The 21,675-nt window shown below is 69.4% G+C and carries 22 protein-coding genes; 7 read left to right on the top strand and 15 right to left on the bottom strand.

Annotated elements, in window-relative coordinates; genetic code table 11:
* Window positions 1-7: 7 nt before the first annotated feature.
* Together D3226_RS14095 and lysA are read right to left on the bottom strand one after the other, a co-directional pair.
* Entirely contained in the window at window positions 8-940 is a 933-nt protein-coding gene (locus D3226_RS14095; protein WP_202383246.1) for an ABC transporter substrate-binding protein, read from the bottom strand.
* 70 nt (window positions 941-1,010) lie between these two features.
* On the bottom strand, window positions 1,011-2,309 hold the full coding sequence (lysA, locus tag D3226_RS14090) for a diaminopimelate decarboxylase (protein ID WP_202383245.1): 1,299 nt from the start codon (window positions 2,307-2,309) through the stop codon (window positions 1,011-1,013).
* An 83-nt stretch (window positions 2,310-2,392) separates the two neighbouring features.
* Here lysA and D3226_RS14085 point away from each other — a divergent pair, with 83 nt between their 5' ends.
* On the top strand, window positions 2,393-3,991 hold the full coding sequence (locus D3226_RS14085) for a PucR family transcriptional regulator (RefSeq protein WP_202383244.1): 1,599 nt from the start codon (window positions 2,393-2,395) through the stop codon (window positions 3,989-3,991).
* Window positions 3,992-4,007: 16 nt separating this feature from the next.
* Here the strand turns inward: D3226_RS14085 and D3226_RS14080 are convergent, their stop codons facing one another.
* Window positions 4,008-4,373 carry a winged helix-turn-helix transcriptional regulator gene (locus tag D3226_RS14080; RefSeq protein ID WP_202383243.1) on the bottom strand — a complete coding sequence of 122 codons (366 nt, stop codon included), beginning with the start codon at window positions 4,371-4,373 and terminating at the stop codon, window positions 4,008-4,010.
* A gap of 133 nt (window positions 4,374-4,506) precedes the next feature.
* Here D3226_RS14080 and D3226_RS14075 point away from each other — a divergent pair, with 133 nt between their 5' ends.
* Window positions 4,507-5,151: an NAD(P)-dependent oxidoreductase gene (locus tag D3226_RS14075; RefSeq protein ID WP_202383242.1), complete on the top strand. Its 645-nt coding sequence runs from the start codon at window positions 4,507-4,509 to the stop codon at window positions 5,149-5,151.
* A 51-nt stretch (window positions 5,152-5,202) separates the two neighbouring features.
* On the opposite strand, the gene D3226_RS14070 is transcribed toward D3226_RS14075, so the two are convergent.
* The 6 genes from D3226_RS14070 to D3226_RS14045 form a co-directional block, all read right to left on the bottom strand.
* On the bottom strand, window positions 5,203-6,231 hold the full coding sequence (locus D3226_RS14070; protein WP_202383241.1) for a VOC family protein: 1,029 nt from the start codon (window positions 6,229-6,231) through the stop codon (window positions 5,203-5,205).
* Window positions 6,232-6,277: 46 nt separating this feature from the next.
* Window positions 6,278-6,958, bottom strand: a complete 681-nt coding sequence (locus tag D3226_RS14065; protein ID WP_202383240.1) for a DUF305 domain-containing protein — start codon at window positions 6,956-6,958, stop codon at window positions 6,278-6,280.
* Window positions 6,955-7,632, bottom strand: coding sequence for a DUF3105 domain-containing protein (locus D3226_RS14805; protein ID WP_337249012.1), 678 nt, complete (start codon window positions 7,630-7,632; stop codon window positions 6,955-6,957). The genes D3226_RS14065 and D3226_RS14805 overlap by 4 nt, the downstream gene beginning before the upstream one ends.
* Before the next feature lie 105 nt (window positions 7,633-7,737).
* A complete protein-coding gene (locus tag D3226_RS14055) occupies window positions 7,738-8,205 on the bottom strand; it encodes a MarR family winged helix-turn-helix transcriptional regulator (RefSeq protein ID WP_237462946.1) in 468 nt (155 codons plus the stop codon).
* A gap of 54 nt (window positions 8,206-8,259) precedes the next feature.
* Entirely contained in the window at window positions 8,260-9,186 is a 927-nt protein-coding gene (locus D3226_RS14050) for a VOC family protein (RefSeq protein WP_202383239.1), read from the bottom strand.
* Window positions 9,187-9,192: 6 nt separating this feature from the next.
* Window positions 9,193-9,771, bottom strand: a complete 579-nt coding sequence (locus D3226_RS14045; RefSeq protein WP_202383238.1) for an NADPH-dependent F420 reductase — start codon at window positions 9,769-9,771, stop codon at window positions 9,193-9,195.
* A 115-nt stretch (window positions 9,772-9,886) separates the two neighbouring features.
* Between D3226_RS14045 and D3226_RS14040 the strand changes: the two genes are divergently transcribed.
* On the top strand, window positions 9,887-10,477 hold the full coding sequence (locus D3226_RS14040; protein WP_202383237.1) for a MarR family winged helix-turn-helix transcriptional regulator: 591 nt from the start codon (window positions 9,887-9,889) through the stop codon (window positions 10,475-10,477).
* Here the strand turns inward: D3226_RS14040 and D3226_RS14035 are convergent.
* Window positions 10,464-12,146, bottom strand: a complete 1,683-nt coding sequence (locus D3226_RS14035; RefSeq protein WP_202383236.1) for an ABC-F family ATP-binding cassette domain-containing protein — start codon at window positions 12,144-12,146, stop codon at window positions 10,464-10,466. The two genes, D3226_RS14040 and D3226_RS14035, sit on opposite strands and share 14 nt — an antisense overlap.
* 304 nt (window positions 12,147-12,450) lie before the next feature.
* Between D3226_RS14035 and D3226_RS14030 the strand changes: the two genes are divergently transcribed.
* Window positions 12,451-13,389, top strand: coding sequence for an NUDIX domain-containing protein (locus D3226_RS14030; RefSeq protein ID WP_202383235.1), 939 nt, complete (start codon window positions 12,451-12,453; stop codon window positions 13,387-13,389).
* Here D3226_RS14030 and D3226_RS14025 read toward each other — a convergent pair.
* A complete protein-coding gene (locus tag D3226_RS14025) occupies window positions 13,301-14,035 on the bottom strand; it encodes a lysoplasmalogenase (RefSeq protein ID WP_337249011.1) in 735 nt (244 codons plus the stop codon). The two genes, D3226_RS14030 and D3226_RS14025, sit on opposite strands and share 89 nt — an antisense overlap.
* Before the next feature lie 9 nt (window positions 14,036-14,044).
* Window positions 14,045-14,515: a ribonuclease E activity regulator RraA gene (gene rraA, locus D3226_RS14020; protein ID WP_202383234.1), complete on the bottom strand. Its 471-nt coding sequence runs from the start codon at window positions 14,513-14,515 to the stop codon at window positions 14,045-14,047.
* Between the two features lie 199 nt (window positions 14,516-14,714).
* On the opposite strand from rraA, the gene D3226_RS14015 reads away from it, so the two are divergent.
* The 3 genes from D3226_RS14015 to D3226_RS14800 all read left to right on the top strand — a co-directional run bounded on the left by D3226_RS14015 (window position 14,715) and on the right by D3226_RS14800 (window position 17,891).
* A complete protein-coding gene (locus tag D3226_RS14015; RefSeq protein WP_337249010.1) occupies window positions 14,715-15,425 on the top strand; it encodes a TetR/AcrR family transcriptional regulator in 711 nt (236 codons plus the stop codon).
* A 165-nt stretch (window positions 15,426-15,590) separates the two neighbouring features.
* Entirely contained in the window at window positions 15,591-17,138 is a 1,548-nt protein-coding gene (locus tag D3226_RS14010) for an MFS transporter (protein ID WP_202383232.1), read from the top strand.
* A 276-nt stretch (window positions 17,139-17,414) separates the two neighbouring features.
* Entirely contained in the window at window positions 17,415-17,891 is a 477-nt protein-coding gene (locus D3226_RS14800; RefSeq protein ID WP_237462945.1) for a DUF4190 domain-containing protein, read from the top strand.
* Window positions 17,892-17,963: 72 nt separating this feature from the next.
* Here D3226_RS14800 and D3226_RS14000 read toward each other — a convergent pair whose 3' ends face one another.
* From D3226_RS14000 to der, 3 genes are all read right to left on the bottom strand, one after another.
* Window positions 17,964-19,082 (bottom strand): hypothetical protein, encoded by a 1,119-nt coding sequence (locus D3226_RS14000; RefSeq protein ID WP_202383231.1) that lies wholly within the window; start codon window positions 19,080-19,082, stop codon window positions 17,964-17,966.
* A 5-nt stretch (window positions 19,083-19,087) separates the two neighbouring features.
* Window positions 19,088-20,038: a DUF817 domain-containing protein gene (locus tag D3226_RS13995; protein ID WP_202383230.1), complete on the bottom strand. Its 951-nt coding sequence runs from the start codon at window positions 20,036-20,038 to the stop codon at window positions 19,088-19,090.
* A gap of 142 nt (window positions 20,039-20,180) precedes the next feature.
* A complete protein-coding gene (der, locus tag D3226_RS13990; RefSeq protein ID WP_237462960.1) occupies window positions 20,181-21,596 on the bottom strand; it encodes a ribosome biogenesis GTPase Der in 1,416 nt (471 codons plus the stop codon).
* Window positions 21,597-21,675 lie beyond the last annotated feature (79 nt).

Genomic DNA, 21,675 nt, shown 5'->3' with positions numbered 1-21,675 from the left:
GTGGTACTTATCCCTCCAGCGATGCGCCGTTGACGATCGCTTCTTCGGTCGCGAAGTTGCCGAGGTTGTGCTTCTCGAGGATGTCCTGGTAAACGCCATCGTCGATGAGCGACTGGAGCGCGAGGCGCAGCGCCTCGGTGAGCTCGGTGTTCTCCTTGAGCGTGCCGATGCCCGTGTACACGGGGTTCACACCAGCGGGGTACTCGGGATCCTCGACCATTTCGAAGTCCTTGCCGTCGCCTGCGGTGGCAACGGTGTAGGCAGCGACGGGCGCGTCAACGGGGTACGCGACCACGCGGCCGGCCTTGAGCGCAGTCTGCGGATCCTGCGCGGTGGGCAGCTGCTGGATGGTCAGCTCGCCCTTGCCCTCGGCCTTGCAAGTGGCGGCGAGCTCGGTGAGCAGGTCGAGCTGCGCGCTCGCCTTCTGCACGGCAACCGGGTGGCCGCAGAGATCCTGCAGGCCCGTGATGCCCTCGGGGTTGCCCGCCTTCACGACGATCGTGAAGCCTGCGTAGATCTCCTCAATGAAGTTGAGGGTGCCCTCGCGCTCCACCGTGTCGTTCATGCCCGACATAATGATGTCGAACTTCTTCGCCTGCAGCGACGGGATGACGGTCTCGAACGCCTGGTGCGAGATCTTGAACTCGACGCCCAGCTTCTCGCCCAGTGCCTGAGCCAGATCGGGATCGAGGCCGGTCTGCTTCTCCCCCTCAAGCATGATGAACGGCGGGTAGGGGATGCCGGCTGCGGCACGGATGACACCCGCATCGCGAATCGACTGGGGCAGGGCTGCCTCAGCGGCCTTGTCGACGCCCGTGGTGAGCGCCGCAGTGTCATCCTTCGCGGGAGCGGAGTCGCCGGTGCCGCCGCCGGAGCAGGCGGTGAGGCCGAGCGCTGCGACGAACGCTGCCGCGGCCGAGATCTTAATGAGCTTCTTCATGGTGGGTTCCTCTTCCTTGGGGAATCGTGGTCGGTGGGGTGGAAACTGAGGTCGGAAAATCAGTGCGGGATCAGGAGGCCCAGGCCTCCTCGTTCGGGCCGACGTGGTGGCCGAGGAACTCGGCGTACGTCTGGCGGCGCACCGCGAGGCGGCTCTCACCGTCGCGGCAGAACACCACGGCGGGCTTCAGCGCTCCGTTGTAGTTGTTGGAGAGCGTGTAGCCGTACGCGCCGGTGGCGGCGAGCACGATCGTGTCGCCCGTCGCGGGGGCGGCGAGCTCAGCCTGGTCGACGAGCAGGTCACCCGACTCGCACTGGCGACCCACGAGCTGTGCCACGGTATCAGGCTGCGCGCTCGCGCGGTTCGCCACGATGGGGGTGAACTCCATGTTCATGAGCGCGACGTTCAGCTGGTCGGCAAGACCGCCGTCGACGGCCACGAAGGTGGCGCCCGTGCGCTTCACGTTGTTCACGCGGTACGCGGTCATGCCGGTGCGGGCCACGAGCGAGCGGCCGGGCTCGATGATGAGGCGGCTGCCCTCGGGAAGCACGCGCTTCGCGGCGGCGGTGATCGCGTCGAGGTACTCGTCGAGGCTCGGCGCATCGTGCTTCACGTTGTAGTTCACGCCGAGGCCGCCACCGATGTTGTAGACGGGGAACTCGCCGAGCTCGCGCACCGCCTCCACCGCGCGCTCGAACGGCTCGACCTCGAGCACCTGCGAACCGATGTGCAGGTGGAGGCCCACAACGTTGATGAAGGGGTGGCTCTCGAGCCGCGCGATGAGTTCCTTTGCCTGCGGGATCGGCAGACCGAACTTCGAGGTCTCGCCGCCCGTGGAGATGGCCTTGGGCACGCGGGGGTTGACGCCCGGGATGATGCGGATCAGCACGTCTTGCGGGCGGGTGAGCAGCGCGTCGAGGCGCTCCACATCGGCCTCACCGTCGAGCACAATCGCACCGATGCCGGCGTCGACCGCGAGCACAAGCTCCTCGTGGCTCTTCGCGTTGCCGTGCAGGTGGATGAGCTCGGGCGGTGCGCCCGACTCGAGTGCGAGCAGCAGCTCGCCGGCGCCGGCGACGTCGATCGCGAGGCCCTCGGCTGCGGCGATCGCGTAGGCGGCGAGCACAGGGAACGACTTCGAGGCGAACGCGACCTGGCTGTTCGGCCAGCGGGCGGCGAGGCCCTCGCGGTAGGCCCGCATGCGATCGCGCAGGCCCTGCTCGTCAATCACGTACAGCGGGGTGCCGTATTGCTCGGCGAGTGCCGGGACGGAGCAGCCGCCCACCTCGAGAACGCCCTCGGCGTTGACCTCCGCGTTCGGGGGAAAGATCCGCTCGAACCGGGGATCGTGGAACCCGCTAGCTGCCACTTCGACACTCCTTTGTTTTCGTCAGTACCGACTGTAGAAAGCGAAAAGCCCCGCGCTTTTATCGAACTCGCTAATATTTACCCGTGTCTCTATCGAATTCGCGCACGAGTACGCTATCCCCGCTGTCTATAGGTCTGCCCATCGGCAGCCTCGTCGCACAGATGGGTCACGGCGTACTCACGGTGCTGCACGCCCCGCAGCACCCCGCGGCCCTCCTCGGGGTGAGCTACTACGACACCGATCTGCTCGAGCAGCAGCTCGCGGGCCAGCTCATCATGCTCACCGCGCACGCCGAGCTGAGCCCGGAGCGCATCGACCTGCTCTGCGAGCGGCTCGCTGCGGCAAAGGCGAGCGGCATCGTAGTGCGCTCGGCAGATGAGCAGGGCGCCGCTGGACTCATCGGCGCGTGCGTGCGCCACGGCATACATTTGCTTGGGATCGCGCCCAGCGTCGGCTGGCGCGAGTTCGACGCGCTGGTGAGCCGCCTGCTCGGCGAGCACGGTGCGGGCCTGCAGCTCGGCACGAACTCGGGCGACCGGCTCTTTGCGCTCGCGAACTCGGTGGCGCAGGCGTTCGGCGGCTCGGTGGCGATCGAGGATCACCGCCGCAACATCCTCGCGTACTCAGCACTGCCCGGGCAGGCGATCGACAGCCTGCGCGCGAACGGCATCCTCACCCGCCGCACCCCGGACGGCCCGCTCAACGAGATTCGCTACCGGCAGGTGTTTGCCGCCGACGGCATCTCCCGCTTCCCCACCGAGAACGGCTTCGCCCCGCGCGCGGCACTCCCCCTGCGCGCCGGCAACATTCCGCTCGGCTCGATCTGGGTGATCGATCCGCTTGGCGACGATCTCGCAACCCCGATCCCGCCAGAGAAGGAGGAGGTGCTGCGCAGCGCCGCCGAGCTCGCCGCCGGGTACATCGTTGACGCGTGGCGCTTTGATCACGGCGATGAACGCTCGCGCGAGACCGCACTGCGGCGTCTCCTCTCGGGCACGCCGCACGAGAACGACTCGACCGTGCTCGGCGTGCGGCCCGATCAGAACTACCTGGTGCTGGCGGTCGACTGCGGCACGGTGCCCGAGGGTGATCTCTCCGAGGTGCGCACGGCGGCCTCGCGCCACCTCTCCGTGTATTTTCCGGGCAGCGTGTGCGCGGTGATGGACGGCGCGGTTGTGGCGCTTCTGCCGAGCAGCGCCACGGAACCCGTGGTGCGCTCGCTTGAGCGACTGCTGCCCGAGCTCACGCGTCTCGTCGGCAGCGCCGCGCACTGCGGGCTGAGCTATCCGCGGAAGCCGAGCGCCACGCTCGCGGCCGATGCGGCACGCGCCGTACGGGTGGCGGAGTGCGCGCGCTCGATGCAGCTGGCCATCGCGACACCGGACGAGGTGCAGCCCCAGCTGATCCTGCGCGCGTGCGCCGACGCGCTCGATGCCACCGACCTGCAGCTCCCCGAGGCGGAGCGGCTCTTCGGGCCCGACGAGCGCGAGACACGTGCGACGCTGCTCGCCTGGCTCGAGGAGCGAGGCAGCGCGCCCCGCGTGGCCGAGCGGCTCAACGTGCACGAGCAAACCGTGCGGTACCGGATGCGGCAGGTGGCGAACCGGCTGGACATCGACCTCGACGACCCCGATCGCACACTGGCGCTCTGGTTGCAGCTGCGCCTCGCCGAGCTGCAGTAGCCCCGCCGGCGGTGCGCTACACGCTCAGGTCGTACGCCTCGCGCGCGGCGAGCACACCCACCATGTGCGTGCGCGCCCAGTCGTCGAGCGCGCCGAGCGGCCCCTGTAGCGTGCGCCCCGCCTGCGTCAGCTCGTACTCCACCCGCGGCGGCACCTGCGGGTAGAGCGTGCGGGTGACAAGGCCATCGCGCTCGAGCGCGCGCAGGGTCTGGGTGAGCATCTTCTGCGAGACCCCGTCGACGCGGCGCGACAGCTCGCCAAAACGCAGCGGCCCATCACCGAGCGCGCCGATGATGAGCACGGTCCAGCGATCGCCAATGCGGTCGAGCAGCTGCCGGGTCGGGCAGTCGCGCTCGTAGGGATCCCAGCTCTGATCAGTCACGCCTCGCGTCCTCTCCGGCACCGCGCGGAACCTTGGTTACCGCAAAGTGCCTACTTTCGAGAATAAACATACTCTCTTATCGTAAGTATTGGCGGCTTCGATGGGAAGCCCCGACGATGAGAGGACAGAACACATGGCACGCATCACTGTGATCGGCGGCACCGGCTACGCAGGCGAGAACATCGTGCGCGAGGCGGCAGCCCGCGGCCACGAGGTCACCGCGGTCTCCCGCTCACTGCCCGAGACCCCCGTCGATGGCGTCACCTACGCGACGGCCGATGTGCTCGACGCGGGCGCACTCACCGCCGCGATCGACGGCGCCGAGATCGTGGTTGGCGCACTCTCGCCGCGCGGCGCACTCGAGGGCAAGCTTGCCGACGTGATGCGCACGCTGGCCGCTGCAGCGCAGGCACAGGGCGCCCGCCTTGGCGTGGTGGGCGGCGCGGGCTCACTGCTCGTCGCAGAGGGTGGCCCCACGGTCTCTTCGGGCCCCGACTTCCCCGAGGCGTTCAAGGCCGAGGCCGAGACGATGGGCGAGGTGCTCGCAGACCTCCGCGCCGGAGACGAGACGCTCGACTGGTTTTACGTGAGCCCCGCCGCGAGCTTTGGCGCCTGGGCCGCGGGCGAGCACACGGGCACCTTCCGACTTGGCGGCGACGTGCTGCTCACCGATGAGGCGGGCGAGTCAAGCATCTCGGGCGCCGACTTCGCGCACGCCTTCGTCGACGAGATCGAGCGCCCGGCGCACTCGCGCCAGCGCTTCACTGTCGCCTACTAGCCCGTCGCTTACTAGCCCGTCGCTTACTCACCCGTCGCCTACTCGGCGGCGCTACTCCCCCGGGGCGACCAGTCGAATCTGGTTGCCCCAGGGGTCGGCGGCGGCGATCCCACGCTCGATGCGCGTCACCTCGATGTCGGCCGCATCAAGCCGATCGGCCACCGCGTCAACGCTCGCTGCGTCCGGCAGCGCGACGGTCACCGCGCCCAGCCCCACCTCGGTGCTGCGCGGGCCCGCCCCCGCACTCATCCACGTGTTCGTGGCCAGGTGATGGTGGTAGCCGCCCGCCGAGTAGAACAGCGCCCCGTCGGCCTCCGACACCACATCGAAGCCGAGAGTGTCGGCGTAGAAGGCGCGCGCCTCATCCAGGTTGCCCACCTTCAGGTGCACGTGCCCCACGGTGGCCGTGCCGCTCGCGTCGCCGGAGCCGTACTGGTCGATGAACTGATTGGGATCGAGCACCTCGCTACCCATCACCACCTTGCCGTCCTGCCACACCCACTCGTCCTCGGGCCGGTCAACGTAGAGCTCCACCCCGTTGTTCTCGGGATCACCAAAGTAGAACGCGCGGCTCACGGCGTGGTCGGCCGCGCCCTGGTAGCTGTTCGGCGCCTGCTGCGCGACGCGGAGTAGCGTGTTCGCGAGCGTCGCCTCATCCGGGAAGAGAATCGCCGTGTGGTAGAGCCCGGCCTCCTCCGGCTGCGGCAGTGGCTGGTCTGAGGCGATGAGCTTGATCAGCGGTTCGTCGCCGAGCCCGAGGAGCACCTCATCCCCCTGCTCCTCCATCACTGTCATGCCCACGGCGTTCTCGTAGAAGCCGCGCACCGCGGCCAGGTCGCGCACCTTCAGCTCGTTCACCGACATGTGCGTCTCTTTGGGCAGGCCTTCGGCGCGCTCTCGCGGTGCACCGGCGGGCCCGCGCACCTCACCCGAGGTGGTCGTCGCCTCGGCCTCGGCGGGGGTGGCGCGGGCGGCGAACCACCAGATCGCGCCGATCGCGAGCGCGACGATGATCGCACCGCCGATGATCGCGGCGCGCATGCGCGGATTTCGCTGGGTGGTGCCGGTGGGTGCGGGCATGGTGGTGAGGTCTCTTTCGTTCGGGATGTACGTCTCAGATGCTGCGCTAGGCCGCGCGCTCGGCGAGCATGTCCTGCATCAGCTGAATCTCGCTGCGCTGGGCGGCGACCATGCTCTTCGCGAGGTCGGTCACCACGGGCAGCGAGCTGCGCGCCACGACCGCTTCGGCCATGTCGACGCCGCCCTCGTGGTGGGCGATCATCAGTTCGAGGAAGCGGCGCTCGGCCGCCCGCCCCGAGAGCGACTCGAGCTCGTCGAGCTGCGCGCGCGTGGCCATGCCGGGCATCGTCTCGGGCACGAGCGCGGGATCGACGCCGGATTCGCTCCCCGCCGCATGCCCGGCGTGGGCGCCGCCCTCCCCCGGAATGGGGCGATGCATCCACGTCATCGCGGGCTCGGGCGAGGCCTGCGGCAGCCCCCACGTGGCGAGCCAGCCGTACATCTGGCCGGACTGGCGAGCCTGCGAGGTGAGGATGTCGTACGCGAGCAGGCGCACGGCGGCATCGTCGGTGCGATCCCGTACCATGATCGACATCTCAACCGCCTGGTCGTGGTGCGTCTGCATGTCGCGGGCGAAGCCGGCCTCGGCGCTACGCGTCGAGGGCACCGCCTCGGTGGTCGCGGTCACCCGGCCGATCATCAGCGAGGCTGCCACGAGCACCAGCGCGAGCATGGTGCCGATGAACACCGTGAAGCCGATGCTGCGGCGAGCGCGAACTTCGTTCACGAAGCGACTCGGCCGATGCCCTCGACTGCGCCGGAGCAGGAGGCGCCGGGCTCGGGCGCATCCGCCGACTTCCAGTAGCGGTCGACGAACTGGCCGAGACGGGGATCGCTCGGGGTCTCGAACTCGATCTGCGCACCCCAGGCGGACGCAACGAAGGGCGACTCGAGCCCGGGGTAGGGCGAGATGATCGTGTACAGCTCCGGGATGCTACTGCGCAGCTCGGCGAGCTCCTCCTCGGTGACGGTATCGGGGTTATAGGTGACCCACACGGCACCGTGCTCCAGGGAGTGGACCGCGTTCTCGTTGGGCTGCGGCGCGGAGTACACGCCGCAGTTCAGCCAGGCCGGGAAGTGGTTGCCGCCCGCGGGCGGGCTCATGTCGTACTCGGCCTCGTAGTCGACCGGGTCCGGGCCGACGTGCACTGCGGGCAGGTTCGGGTACTCCTGCAGCCCCTCGATCGCAATGTCCTGCGGGCGCTGCCGTGGCTCGGAGGCCGTGGCGATGAACGTGACGAGCAACGCAACCACGGCGGCCCCGCCCACCGCGCCGCTCACGATGCCGATCTTGCGCCGCCGCGCCTTCGCCGCTTGCTCGCGCTGGTACTGCTGCACCTTCTCAGCGCGCCGCTCGGCCCGCTGCTCCTTGTTCGTCGTTCGCCCGGTGGATTCCGCCACAGTCTTCCCCGCATTCGCAATTGGTTGTTGCGACAAGCTTTTCGAACGCGGCTGGGAGTTTCGTGTCCAGACGCTGAACAGACGCCGGGTGCGACGCGGGCGACGCTAGCTCTGGCGCTCCGCCAGGCGCGCGTTGATCTTCGCGGAGATCGCGCCCAGCGCATCGAGCTCATCCGAACTGAGCGCGTCGATTACCAGTTCGCGCACCAGCTCGATGTGCTGTGGGATCGCGCGGATGAACGCGCGCCGCCCGAGCGAGGTGAGGCGCGCGTTCGTGGCCCGCCGATCGTCAGGGCACGGCATGCGCTCGAGCAGGCCGCGCTTCTCCATCCGCGTGCACACGTGCGAGAGTCGCGGCAGCGTCGCCGCGGTCTCTCGGGCCAGGTGCGACATCTGCAGCGTCGACTCTGGCGCCACGTAGAGGGAGGAGAGCACGGTGAACTCGAAGTGGGTCATCTGCGAATCGCGCAAGAGCTGCGCGTCGAGCACGTTGGGCAGGAGCTGCGAAACCGTCACGAGCCCCAGCCAGGCACTCGACTCCTGCGCGGTCATTCGCGGAGCGGAGGTTGTCATGCCCCCCATTCCATCACCTCGCGCGGCATCGCGCCCGCCGCCACCCCACACGGACTACCGCGCGAGCATCTCCTCGGCCCCCGCGCCCGGCAGCGCGAGCGTCACCGAGGTGCCCCACGGATCTGCGACCTCGATCGCCGCCCCGGTATCGGCAAATGCGATCCCACGCCCGGCAAGGCGCGCAGCGACCGCGTCGAGATCCTCCCGCGTGGGCAGCGTGATCGCCACGTCGCCGAGCCCGAGCGCCGCGGCGCGCGGCCCCGCACCCCGACTGTTCCACGTGTTCATCGCGACGTGGTGGTGGTACCCGCCGGCGGAGGCGAAGAGCGCTCCCGGGTGCGCGCTGGCGGTGGCCTCGAAACCCAGCGCGTTGACGTAGAACTCGCGGGCGCGGACCACATCCCCCACCTGCAGGTGCACATGCCCCACGCCGCCCGACTGGCGCTCGACCTGCGCAAGCACCTGTTCGTCGAGGTGCTCGGCGAGGTATCGATTGGGATCCAGGGCCAGCGTGTCCATGCGAATCTGGCCGTCCGCCACCTGCCAAGTGTCGCGCGGCCGGTCGACGTACAGCTCGATGCCGTTGCCTTCGGGGTCAGTGAAGTAGAACGCCTCGCTCACGAGGTGATCCGCCGAGCCCGCGAAGCGGCTGCGCTGATCCTGAGCTGTTCGATAGACGGTGGCGGCGAGGCTCGCGGCGTCGTCGAAGAGGAACGCGGTGTGGAAGAGACCTGCCTCGCGCGGGCTCGCCGCGGGGAGGTCCGGGGTGTGAATGAGCCGCACCATCGGCACATCGCCGCGGCCGAGCACGCGGTGCACCTCGGTGCGGTCCGCGCGCTCGGCGATGGGCACGAGCGCGAGCGCCTGCTCGTAGTAGCCGCTCATCAGCTCGAGATCCCCCACACGAAGCGTCACCGCGTCCATCGCGAGATCAGCCGAGAGCACCCGATCGTCCACCGAGCTATTCTGTGTCGCGCTCATGATGACCTACTCGGCGACGGCGAAGCCGCCGGTCCACGCGATCTTCTCGCTCGCGGCGAGGGTGAGCTGCAGGAAGCCGAGCGCCTCGAGCTCGTGCGCGCGCTTCAGCGAGCCCGCGTCGATCGCGCGGAGGCCGCCTGCGACGACGTCTGCGGCGAGCGCGGCCTTCGCGTCGCCCGAGTCGCCCGCAATGAGCACGGTCGTGGTGGCATTCCCCACCGCACCGGTCGCGAGGGTGGCCGCGAAGTTGGTGTTGAACGCCTTCAGCACGGCCGAGTCGGGAAGGGCGCGCTGAATCTCTGCGGTTGCGGAGCTTCCCTCGGGCACCACGAGCGCGTCAAAGGTCTCGAAGTTCAGCGGGTTCGTGATCTCGACCACGGTCTTCCCCGCGAGCTGATCGGCGTATGCGCCGAGGATCTCAGCGACGGCCGGGTACGGCACCGCGAGCACCACCACGTCGCCCGCCACCGTGGCGCCCGCACCCTGATCGTGCGAGATGTGGTCAACGGCGGCGCCGCCCGCCTCAAGCACGCCGCCGATCGCGGTCGCCATGTTGCCGGTTCCGAAAATCGTGTAGTTCGCCATGATCCTGCTCTCCGTTCTCGACCGTGGGACGGACCCGCGGTGCATTGGTTGTAGCTTTAACTAAATAATAGGCACACTTTAGTTGTAGCTGCAAGTAATGTGCGAGAATTGCTGCATGACCTCTCAGCTGACGCACCCGGAGCGCGTGGCCGTCGCGCGCCTGCACGCACTGCTCGAGCTCCTCCCCACCGCGCTCGACCAGCGTCTTGCAGACGCTGGCGTCACCTCGTTCGAGCACACGGTGCTCGAAACGCTCGCCGAGAGCCCGGAGCAGCGCGCACGCCTCAGCGCTGTTGCCCGCCGCACCAACGCCACGCTCCCCCGCCTCTCCCGGGTCGCCTCGGCGCTTGAGCGCCGTGGGCTCATTGCGCGGGCCGCGTGCGAGCTCGACGGCCGCGCAACCAACGCCGTGCTCACCGCGCAGGGCGTTGAGACCCTCGCCCGATCCCGCGAGGCCTACGCCGCCGCGGTGCGCGAGCTGATCCTGCCCGGGCTCGCGCGCCTGCCAGGCGACGGAGTCGCGCAGCTCGCCGATACGAGTTACGCGATCCTCACGAGTCTCGACCCGACTGCAGAAGCGCAGGCCGCGCCGACGCCGAACTCAGCGCCGGCCTGCGCAGCAGATCCCACGCGAGATGCCCGACCCACGGAGGACGCCCGACCCGCGCCCGGCAGCTGCGCCGCGGACCCGCCTACCGCTCCGTAACGCGGCCCGCCTCGACGTGCCAGCGGCGGTCGAGGCGCACGGTCTCGAGCATGCGGCGATCGTGGGTCACAAGCAGCAGCGCGCCCTCGTACGTCTCGAGCGCCTGCTCCAGCTGCTCGATGGCGGGCAGGTCGAGGTGGTTCGTCGGCTCGTCGAGCACGAGCACGTTCACTCCCCGCGCCTGCAATAGGGCGAGTCCCGCGCGCGTGCGCTCCCCCGGCGACAGCTCGCCGCACGGGCGCAGCACGTGGTCGGCTTTGAGCCCGAACTTGGCGAGCAGCGTGCGCACCTCCGCAGAGGCCATCTCCGACACAAGCGCTTCGAACGCGTCGGCCAGCGGCGCACTGCCGTCGAACAGTGAGCGGGCCTGATCCACCTCGCCGATCGCCACGGAAGTGCCGATCGTCGCCGTGCCCGCGTCGGGGGCCTGGCGGCCGAGCAGCAGCCGCAGCAGCGTCGACTTCCCCGCACCGTTCGGCCCGGTGATGCCCACGCGCTCCCCCGCGTTCAGTTGCAATGAGACGGGGCCGAGCGTGAAGTCACCCTGGCGCGCAATCGCCTCGTTGAGCGTTGCAACGACTGCACTCGATCGGGGCGCCGCGCCGATCGTGAACTCGAGGCGCCACTCCTTGCGCGGTTCTTCGACCTCTTCGAGCCGGCGGATGCGGCTCTCCATCTGGCGCACCTTTTGCGCCTGCTTCTCGCTCGACTCGCTCGCGGCACGGCGGCGAATCTTGTCATTGTCGGGGGCCTTGCGGAGCGCGTTCCGCGTGCCCTGGCTCGACCACTCGCGCTGCGTGCGTGCGCGAGCCACGAGGTCCGCCTTGGTCTCGGCGAACTCGTCGTAAGCGTCGCGCTGATGCTGGCGCACAATCTCGCGCTCCTCGAGGTATGCCTCGTAGCCGCCGCCGTAGACGCGGTTCGAATGCTGCGCAAGGTCGAGCTCGAGCACGCGCGTCACGCACCGTGCGAGGAACTCGCGGTCGTGGCTCACAAGGACGGCGCCGCCGCGCAGCCCCTGCACGAACCGCTCGAGCCGCTCCAGCCCATCGAGGTCGAGGTCGTTCGTGGGCTCGTCGAGCAGCACGATGTCGAAGCGCGACAGCAGCAGCGCAGCAAGCCCCACTCGGGCAGCCTGCCCGCCTGAGAGTGAGGTCATGAGCGACTCGGCAGAGACGCTCGCGGGCCCTGATCCTGCCCCGCCGTCGAGCCCGAGTTCTGCGAGCACGCCGGGCAGACGGTCGTCGAGGTCTGCCGCACCGCTCGCGAGCCAGCGCTCGAGCGCCGCGGAGTACACATCAGCGGGGTCAGCGCCATCCGGCCCCACTGCGTCGGGGTCGCCAAGCGCCGCCGCCGCGGCGTCCATCTCGAGCGTGGCCTGCGCGCAGCCGGTGCGGCGGGCGACGTAGGCGGCCACCGTCTCCCCCGGCACACGCTCGTGCTCCTGCGGCAGCCAGCCCACAAACGCGTCGAGCGGCGCGAGGTGCACGGTGCCCTCCTGGGGCGCGAGCTCGCCCGCGAGAATGCGCAGCAGGGTCGATTTCCCCGCACCGTTCACCCCGACGACGCCGACCACGTCACCCGGCGCCACTGTGAGGTCGAGGTTTTCAAACAGGGTGCGGTGGGCGTAGCCACCCGCGATGCCCTGCGCCACAAGAGTTGCCGTCATAGAGACCAGCCTATTCAGCCCCGGCGCCCCGCCCATCCACCGTCCGCCCACCGTCTGTCCCGCCCACCCCTCGTCCAGCGCGTCAGCCCATTCCCCGGAGGGCAGTTTGCCAACGAAAGGGCAGCCTGCGGCGCGAGATACCCTGCCCCCGCGCAGCGAACCTACCCTGCGGGGAGTGGGCGGCAAGAAAAGGGAGCGGGACAGAGAGAGTCGGGGCCAGGGAGGCCGCCCTCGCACATCCCGGTGCGCCGGCGTTTCGGATGAGTCCGGGCGGGCACGCAGCTCGCGCGACTACGCTGGAGGCATGAGCGACCTCCGAGATTCTGGCGATGCGTGGGTCACTGCCGAGGACGGCGGCCGCTACTGGGGCCGCTACGGCGCAGCCGGTCTGCTCGCCTTCGACCGGGCGCGCGGCGCGATCCTCATGCAGCACCGCGTCACGTGGAGCGACCACGGCGACACCTGGGGCATCCCGGGCGGTGCACGGCACTCCGACGAGACACCCATCGAGGCGGCGCTCCGCGAGTCGCAGGAGGAGGCGGGCGTGCCGGATCACTCGATGATCCCGCGCTTCACGCACGTACTCGACCGCGGCGGCTGGAGCTACACGACCCTCATCGCGGACGTTGCCACTCCGTTCGAGCCAGAGATCACCGACCCCGAGAGCCACGCCCTCGAGTGGGTGCCGGTCGCCGAGGTCGAGAAGCTCACGCTGCACCCCGCATTCGCGAGCAGCTGGGCGCTACTCAAACCGCTCGTGGGCGGCATCCCAACGGTCATCGTTGACGCGGCGAACGTGGTGGGCGCCGTGCCCGACGGCTGGTGGAAGGACCGTCGCGGGGCCGCCGTTCGGCTACGCGATCGGCTCGACGCCTTCGTCGCGAACGGAAACGGCATTCGCGCCGGTTTCCTCGACCTCCCCGACACCCGAGTCGCGGGCCTCGCCCAGGCGTTTCCCGAGTGGGTGATGGTCACGGAGGGCATCTCGCGCGGGATCGGCGATGGCGCCCACGTGCGCGTCGTCGATGCGCCGGAGGTCGGTGACGACGCGATCGTCGCTGAGGTGGATCGCGCCGCCGAGCAGGGTGCCATCGTGACCGTCGTTACGAGCGATGCCGAGCTGAAGGTGCGCGTGCGCGTTGCTGGCGCGGCGACTACGCGGGGCGCGAAGAAGCTGCTGCGGGTGCTCCCGGAACTCCCGGAGCAGCCATCGACCCCGCCGCCCGCCGCCGCAGCGCCGTAACAATTCCGGCGGCGATGAGCCCCTGTCCGAGCGTGTAGGTGAGCATCACCATGCCACTCGTCCAGTCGGGCATCACCTCGGGCAGGAAGATGCGGAACGACAGGATCGCGTCGGAGACGAGGAACCACGCGCCGCCCCACGCGATCACGGGGCCGCAGCGCGACGCCATCGCAGCCGTGCCCGCGAGGAGCAGGCCGTACACAATGACGGGCACGGTGAGCGCACCCGTGTGCGGCACGAGGAGCGCGATCATCACAACGTAGGCGAGCGCATACACGAGCGCCCAGGCCGGCACCCGCCGCACGGCCACTCCGCGGGCGCGCCACATGAGCAGCACGTACCCCACGTGGGCGAGACCGAAGCAGGCCAGCATCATCGGCAGCTCGCTCTCGAACATGGGGAAGAACGTCGCCGAACCATCGCCGAGCCACGAGAAGAAGATCGACGCGACGAGCAGCACAATGACACCGCGCGGCCACGGCCGGATCCCCGCAGACGCCCACAGCACGCCGAGCGCGAGCGCCGGCATGAGCAGCAGCTTCGTTGGCGCATCGATAGGATGCTCGAGGAATCGAGCCGTCACGTGCACAATGGACACCACGATGTAGGGAACGAAGGGCAACGCCGCCCGCAGTCGAGTGTTCACACGGCGACCTTAACGCTCGACGAGGATCCCGTCTTCGTCGCACCACACCTGCGCGCCGGGCCGGAAGGTGACGCCGGCGATCTCCACGGGCACATCCTGCTCGCCCGCGCCCGTCTTGGTGGACTTTGCGGGGTTCGAGCCGAGCGCCTTCACGCCGAACGGCAGCGTGCCAATCGCCACACGGTCGCGGATCGCGCCGTTGACGATGAGGCCAGACCAGCCGTTGTCAACCGCGAGGCCGGCGATCACATCGCCCACGAGTGCGGTGGCGAGCGATCCCCCGCCGTCGATCACGAGCACGGCGCCTTCGCCGGGCGTCGAGAGAATCTGCTTGAGCAGTGCGTTGTCCTGGAAGCAGCGGACCGTGCGCACCGCGCCGGTGAAGCCGCTCATGCCGCCGATGTTCTGGAACTGCAGCGCAACCGACTGCAGCTCCTCACCGCGCTCGTCGTACAGGTCTGCCGTACTGATCTGAGCCATTGTGCGTTTCCTCCTTGGGGCCGGGCTACCGAGCGGTGGCCGGGCACCGTCCACGCTATCGGCATCGACCGACAAACGGGGCGAGATCCCACGAAACTGTCATCTTGCGAAAAGTGCACCCGGTAATGTACAAAAGTACATGTACAGAAGTACATCACCGGGTGGCCTCGCGCCACCCGCCGGGGAGTGGAGGGACACCGTGACGAGCACGCACGCGCAGTCAAGCGATCCCACTCCCGCGAGCACCGGCTCCGCCCCGGCCACCACCCCGCGCCGTCGCGACCCCGAGGGCCGGCGCCGCGCCATCCTCGACGCGGCCACCGCGCTCGTGGCAGAGCGAGGCGTCGCCGCGCTCACTCATCGGGCGATCGCCGCACGCGCGGAGGTCCCCCTCGGCTCGACCACCCAGCACTTTGCCTCGATCGACGAGCTCCGGGAGGCAGCCCTCCAGCAGCTTGCCAACGAGATCGACAAGGCGCTCGAATCGATCGAGCCGTTCGTGTCCGACATGGCGCAAGATCCGAGCCGTGCGGTCACCGAAATCCTCGCGTTCCTCGGCGATCGTCGCGCCGTGCAGGCAGAAATCGCGCTGATCACCAGCGGCACCACCGATCCGCGGCTGCGCGCACTCGCGACCCGCTGGAACGACCGCCTGATCGAAATGCTCACCGAGCACATCGGCCGCGCCGCTGCGCTTGCGCTCTCGGTCTACCTCGACGGGGCAACCGTGCACGCGAGCCTCCGCGACGAGCCGCTCACCCGCGACGACCTCACCCGCGCGTTCCTCGCGCTCTCCCAGCTCCCTGAAGTTCCGAGCTTCCCGACGGAGTCGGCGGCCCCCACGGCCGCAGCTCCCGCCCCCGAAGCCGTTCCCGAGCTTCGACGAACTTCGGGCCCCGCGCACTCCTAGGCGCTGGGCGTTCACACACCCGAACGCACCCAGCACCGCGCGGCGGCCCCACCCCAGGATCCCTCGGTAGCCGCGCCCTCACTGAGCCGCTGCCCCCGCACTTCGCGGCTTCCTGCGCGCCAACCCTGGCGCGCATCACATCTCTCGCCCAGAAAGGCACCACACATGTCCACCCTCCCCGCACCCCAGGCACCCCCGCAGCAGTTCAGCCGCGGCCGTCGCTGGGCTGCCCTCGCGGTCCTCACGGCCAGCCTGCTCGTGATCACCATGGACATGACGATCTTGAACATTGCTCTGCCCGAGATGTCGGCCGAGCTGCATCCGAGCTCTGACCAGCAGCTCTGGATCATCGACGTTTACTCCCTTGTCCTCGCGGGCCTGCTCGTGTCGTTCGCCGCGATCGCCGATCGCTGGGGCCGGAAGCGCATGTTGCTCCTCGGCTACGCCATCTTCGGCGGCGCATCGCTGCTCATCCTCTTCGCGAACAGCGCCGAGGGCGTGATCGGCATCCGCGCGCTGCTCGGCGTCGGCGGCGCCATGATCATGCCGATCACGCTGTCGCTCATTCGTGTCATCTTCACGAACCCGAAGGAGCGCGCCACCGCACTGTCCATCTGGGCCGCCGTGTCGAGCCTCGGCGCTGCCGTCGGCCCGCTCATCGGCGGCGTGCTGCTCGAGCACTTCTCCTGGCACGCGGCGTTCCTCATCAACGTGCCGCTCATGCTCGCCGGCGTGATCGCGGGCATCCTGATCCTGCCCGAGTCGCGTGTTGCGCACCCCGGCCGCTGGGACGCGCTCGCGGCGGCGCTCTCGCTCGTGGGCATGACGCTGCTCGTGTGGGCGATCAAGACCTTCGGCAAGGAGGCGAGCTTCCTCGTGCCCGAGGCGCTTATCGCGTTCACCGCGGGCGCCGCGCTGCTCGTCTGGTTTGTCGTGCGCTGCATCCGGAGCGATGCGCCGCTGCTTGAGCTGAAGCTGTTCCGCAACCGCGAGTTCTCGGCGGGCATTCTCGCCGCGCTCGGCTCCACCTTCGCCATGATCGCCGCGCTGCTGCTCATCGCACAGTGGATGCAGCTCGTCGACGGCGCGTCCCCAGTCGAGGCTGGCATCCGCCTCTTCCCGATCGCCATCGCCGGCGCGATCGCGTCGCTTGCGGCTCCCCCGCTGGCACGGGTCATCGGCGCGCGCACCGTCCTCGCGGGCGGCATTGCGTTCGCGGGCGTCGGCATGATGCTCGTCGGCATTCAGCCGGGCACGCTCTCGACTACCACGGTGATCGTCGCACTCGCGCTCGTCGGCGCGGGCAGCGGCTCGCTGGCCATCGGCTCGGCCATGATCATGCACGGCTCCCCCGAGGAGAAGGCGGGCAGCGCTGGCGCGATCGAGGAGACTTCGTACGAGCTGGGCGCGGTACTCGGTGTCGCGATCCTGGGCAGCATCTCCGCACTGCTGTACCGCGCGGAGTTCCTGAAGTCGGGCGCACTCGCGGGCGTCGATCCCGAGCTGGGTGCGCAGGCGCAGGAGTCGCTCGGTGCCGCGGTGTCGATCGCTGAGGAGCTGCGCCTGCCCGATCTCGCGCACGAGGCCGGGGTGGCGTTCACGCACTCGCTGCAAACCACGGGAATCGCGGGCGGCATCATCATGTTCGCGGTGGCTGTGGCGGTGTTCCTCCTCGCCCCGAAGGGCACGGACCTCTCTGAGGTCTCCCACTAGCCGCATCCCCCGCCTCCCCCCGCCTCCCGGCGAATCGGGGTCACTTCGGCAGGGTGTCGTCTCGCTGCACCGCGCGACACCCTGCCGAAGTGACCCCGAACCGTTGGGGCGAGCGGGTCAGGGGAACCCTGAGGGGCAAGGCAGGCAGGGCAGTACCGGGGTATGAGGCGCTCGGCACCGCGGGAGGACGCGCCGCACCCGGGTGCCGGCATACCTTTGAAGCATCAGGACGGGCCGACACCAGAATCACCCGCCGACGCTCGAAAGGAGAGCACCATGAACACCACCGCGATCCTCCCCGGCACCGCTCCCATCACAAACGATGCTGCCTCCGCCCAGGCCTTCGCTATGCAGGGCGAGCAGGTTCCCAGCCAGGCACCACAGGGCACCCCCGGCGCACAGTGGGAGGCGGGCGCGCAGTACGGACAGTACGGCTTTGACGGCTCGCAGGGCACTCCCGCGCAGGGTCCGCAGCCGGTCCCCGCTGCCCCGAGCGAGAACAGCCGCGTCTTCGCGATCGTCGGCTTCGTGCTCGGTATCGCCTCGATCGTGAGCAGCTGGACGTTCATCGCTCCCATCGCCGGCCTCATCCTCAGCATCCTCGCGCTGCGTCGCGGCACCACCGAGCGCACGCTGGCGCTCTGGGGTGTGTGGCTGAACAGCATCATGCTGGCGTTCACCGCGATCGGCATTCTGATCGGTGCGGTCGCGCTCGGCGCCGGGCTCCTCGCCCTGCCGTTCGCGTGGCTCTAGCCTGAGCCTCGCCCGCACAGCATGCAGCTCAGCGGGCAGCGAGTGTGAGGCCCCCGGGATTTCCCGGGGGCCTCAGACGTGTGCGGAGGCTGCTGGCGCGGCGTCTCGGATAAAGCGCAGCACGGGGTGAGGTCGGGCCGGCGTTGGCTGGACGCGAGCGCGGCCCGGTGTGCGAGGCGAGACCTCCGCGAGCCCTGCTTCGGCGAGCTCCGCCCGTACCCGGCGCGAGAGCGGGGGCAGCGCCGCGCTCAGTCCGGGTCGCGGCCGCGCGATACCCACGAGCAACGAAGTGTGACGCTCCCCCGAACGAAGTTCGAGTCGGGCACCGTCGCCCGTTGCACACCAGACGAACTCATCAAGTTCACGAAACGCGAACGAAGTGCGCTCCACCGTGTTGGCGCTGGCGTCAGCATTGGCACTGGAACTGGCACTGGCACTGGCACTGGCACTGGCGAACTCTTCTCCGCGCCACGCGCCCGGTCGCGCCGCGACCCACAGCGTCACGCGGGAGCCCGCAAACTCCACACGGCACTGGCGCGTGCGTGCGCGCAGGGCTGCGCGGGCGGCGAGCACGATCGGCAGCGCGATCCCGATCCCGAGCGCCAGCAACACGAGCTTCGGCGGCCACCACCAGATCTTCGGCGACCCCAGCGCGAACACCGCCCACAGCGCGAGCCCGATCAGCACACCGACCAGCGCGACCACCCAGCCGTACGCGCGGCGCGTCATGGGCACCGCGGTGACCCACGCTTCGGTGCCTGACGAGGTGCGGACCTCCCACTCGGGCGCCGGGCGATCCCGCGGGTCGCGGTTCGGAATCGCCGCCACCGCCCGCGAGAGGAGCAACAACCACACCACAGCGGTGAAGCTCACCACGACCATACCGACAACGGGCACGAGTGCAAGCACCGGCTGCGGCGCCCAGCTGCGCAGCCAGGGCATGATCTCCGCCAAGCGCGGCACGATGAACATTCCCACGAGGCCGAGCAGCGCCGCGAGGAGGATGTGCAGCAGAAGATCCGCCCGCGCAGACAGGCCTCGGCGAAACGCACCGAGCACCACGTAGCCGAGGAAGAACCCGGCGACGAGCGCGAAGACCATCGGCCCGAACGCGGTCCCGTCACCAAGCAGCGCCCACAGCACCGCGACCGCACCCGTGATCAGCGCCCAGCCACCGGCCGAGCTGAACACCCGCCTCACGCCGCGGGACCCGGGCTCGGCGCAGCGTCTCGCTCGGGCTCGATGTCCGGATCCGGATCAGCTTCGCCATCGGGAGCGGGATCCACGTCGCGCGGCGGGTACACCCACGTGACCATGACGACCGAGATGATCATAAGCAGGAACCAGGCGATCAGCTTCTGCGGCGAGACGAGCTCCCAGCCGCCCTCCTGATGCGGGTACAGCCACGCCCCACCCCACGTCGCGATATTCTCAGCCAACCAGATGAACACGGCAACGCCGAAGAACACGAGCAGGAGGGGCGCGCGCAGCGTCACCCGGTACACGCGGAAGTGCATGGTCGTGCGCCACCAGAGCACCACCACGGCGACGAGCAGCACCCACCGCAAATCGACGATGAAGTGGTGCGAAAAGAAGTTCACGTAGATCGCGGCCGCAACGATCGTGGTGAGCCACACCCGCGGATAGTTGGTGAAGCGCAGCCGGTGCAGCCGGTACACGCGCACCATGTAGGAGCCGACGGCCGCGTACATGAAACCGCTGAAGAGCGGCACGGCGCCAATGTGCAGCACGCCCGCGGCTTCGTACGACCACGACCCCACATCGGTTTTGAAGAGCTCCATCACCGTGCCCGTGATGTGGAAGAGGATGATCACCCACAGCTCGCGCCCGGTCTCGAGCTTGAACACGAGCATGCCGATCTGGATGAGGATCGCCGCGATCGTGAGGGCGTCGTTGCGCGCCAGCGCGGCGTCGTCCGGGTACCAGAGCCGTGCCGCGACGATGACGGCGAGCAGCAGCGCACCGAACACGCACGCCCACGCCTGCTTCATCACGAACACCGCGCACTCGACGAGCACGGCCCGGGCCCCGCGCGCGGGTGCCCCCTCGAGCAGCCGGTTCGCCGCCCGATCGATGGCCCGCTCAAGCGGTGTCAGGCCGCGTTCGGCGCCGGATTCTTCGTGCATCCGTTTAGCGTAGGGCAGCGCGGCTGGGATTTTCGCGCGGGATCGCGGCCGTGGCAGTCCCCGAAAACGCCGCAGCGCCCCTCCCGTGGGAGGGGCGCTGCGGTTCGCTGAATTCCTTGCGCGAGGCAAGAACCCGGCGTCGTTACACGCGCTGACGCTTCTCGCGGATGCGCATGTTCAGCACGATGGGGCTGCCCTCGAAGTTGTACGTCTCGCGCAGGCGGCGCTGGATGAAGCGGCGGTAGCCGGGATCCAGGAAGCCCGAGGTGAAGAGCACGAACGTGGGCGGCCGGTTCTGCACCTGCGTGCCGAACAGGATCTTCGGCTGCTTGCCGCCGCGCAGCGGGTGCGGGTGCTCCTGCACCAGCTCCGCGATGAACGCGTTGAACTTCGCCGTGGGAATACGGGTGTCCCACGACTCGAGCGCGGTCTCCAGAGCGGGGACGAGCTTCTCGAGGTGGCGGCCCGTGCGCGCGGAAATGTTGACTCGGGGTGCCCAGTCGACGTGGCTGAGATCCTGCTCGATCTCGCGCTCCAGGTAGCGGCGGCGGTCGTCGTCGAGCATGTCCCACTTGTTGAAGGCCAGCACGAGCGCGCGGCCCGACTCGAGAACGAGGTCGATGATGCGCAGATCCTGGTCGCTGATCTCCTGCGTGACGTCGATGAGCACGACGGCCACCTCGGCCTTTTCGAGCGCGGCGGCGGTGCGGAGCGTCGCGTAGAAGTCGGCGCCCTTCTGCAGGTGCACTCGGCGGCGGATGCCTGCCGTGTCGACGAAGGTCCACACGCGGCCCGCAAGCTCGACCTGCTCGTCCACGGGATCACGCGTGGTGCCGGCGATGTCAGACACGACGGCGCGCTCTTCGCCCGCAGCCTTGTTCAGGAGGCTCGACTTGCCCACGTTCGGGCGGCCGAGCAGCGCGACGCGGCGGGGGCCGGCGAGCTTCGGCTGCGCCACGGCAGACTCGTCGGGCAGCGAAGCGATGACCTTGTCGAGCAGGTCGGCGACGCCGCGACCGTGGAGGGCCGACACCGCGTGCGGCTCGCCGAGGCCGAGTGACCACAGCTGGGCTGCCTCGGGCTCCTGCACCATGTCGTCCACCTTGTTCGCGACAAGGAAGACGGGCTTGTTGGTGCGGCGCAACAGCTGCACGACGCGCTCGTCGGTTGCGGTGGGGCCCACGCGCGAGTCGACGACGAACATGACGGCGTCGCACAGCTCGATGGCCACCTCGGCCTGCAGCGCGACGGAGGCGTCGAGGCCCTTCGCGTCGGGCTCCCACCCGCCCGTATCGACGAGCGTGAAGCGCTTGCCCGTCCACTCGGCGGGGTAGCTCACGCGGTCGCGGGTGACGCCGGGGAGGTCCTCGACGACGGCCTCGCGGCGGCCCAGGATGCGGTTGACGAGTGCGGACTTGCCCACGTTCGGGCGGCCCACGATCGCGACGACGGGCAGCGCCTCGGCGGCGGGCTCGGCGAAGCCGAGGAACTCGCCGTCCTCGTTGACGAGCACCATGTCGTCGTCTTCGAGGTCGAAGCCGTCGAGGTTCGAGCGCATGGCGCGCAGGCGCTCCTCGTCGGTCACCCCGTCGAGCTCGGGGTCGAAGCCCTCGCCCACGATCACCTCGGAGGAGTCA

The sequence above is a fragment of the Leucobacter chromiireducens subsp. chromiireducens genome, from assembly GCF_016758255.1.
Taxonomy (GTDB): Bacteria; Actinomycetota; Actinomycetes; order Actinomycetales; family Microbacteriaceae; genus Leucobacter; species Leucobacter chromiireducens.
This window is presented reverse-complemented; position numbering and strand designations above follow the sequence as displayed.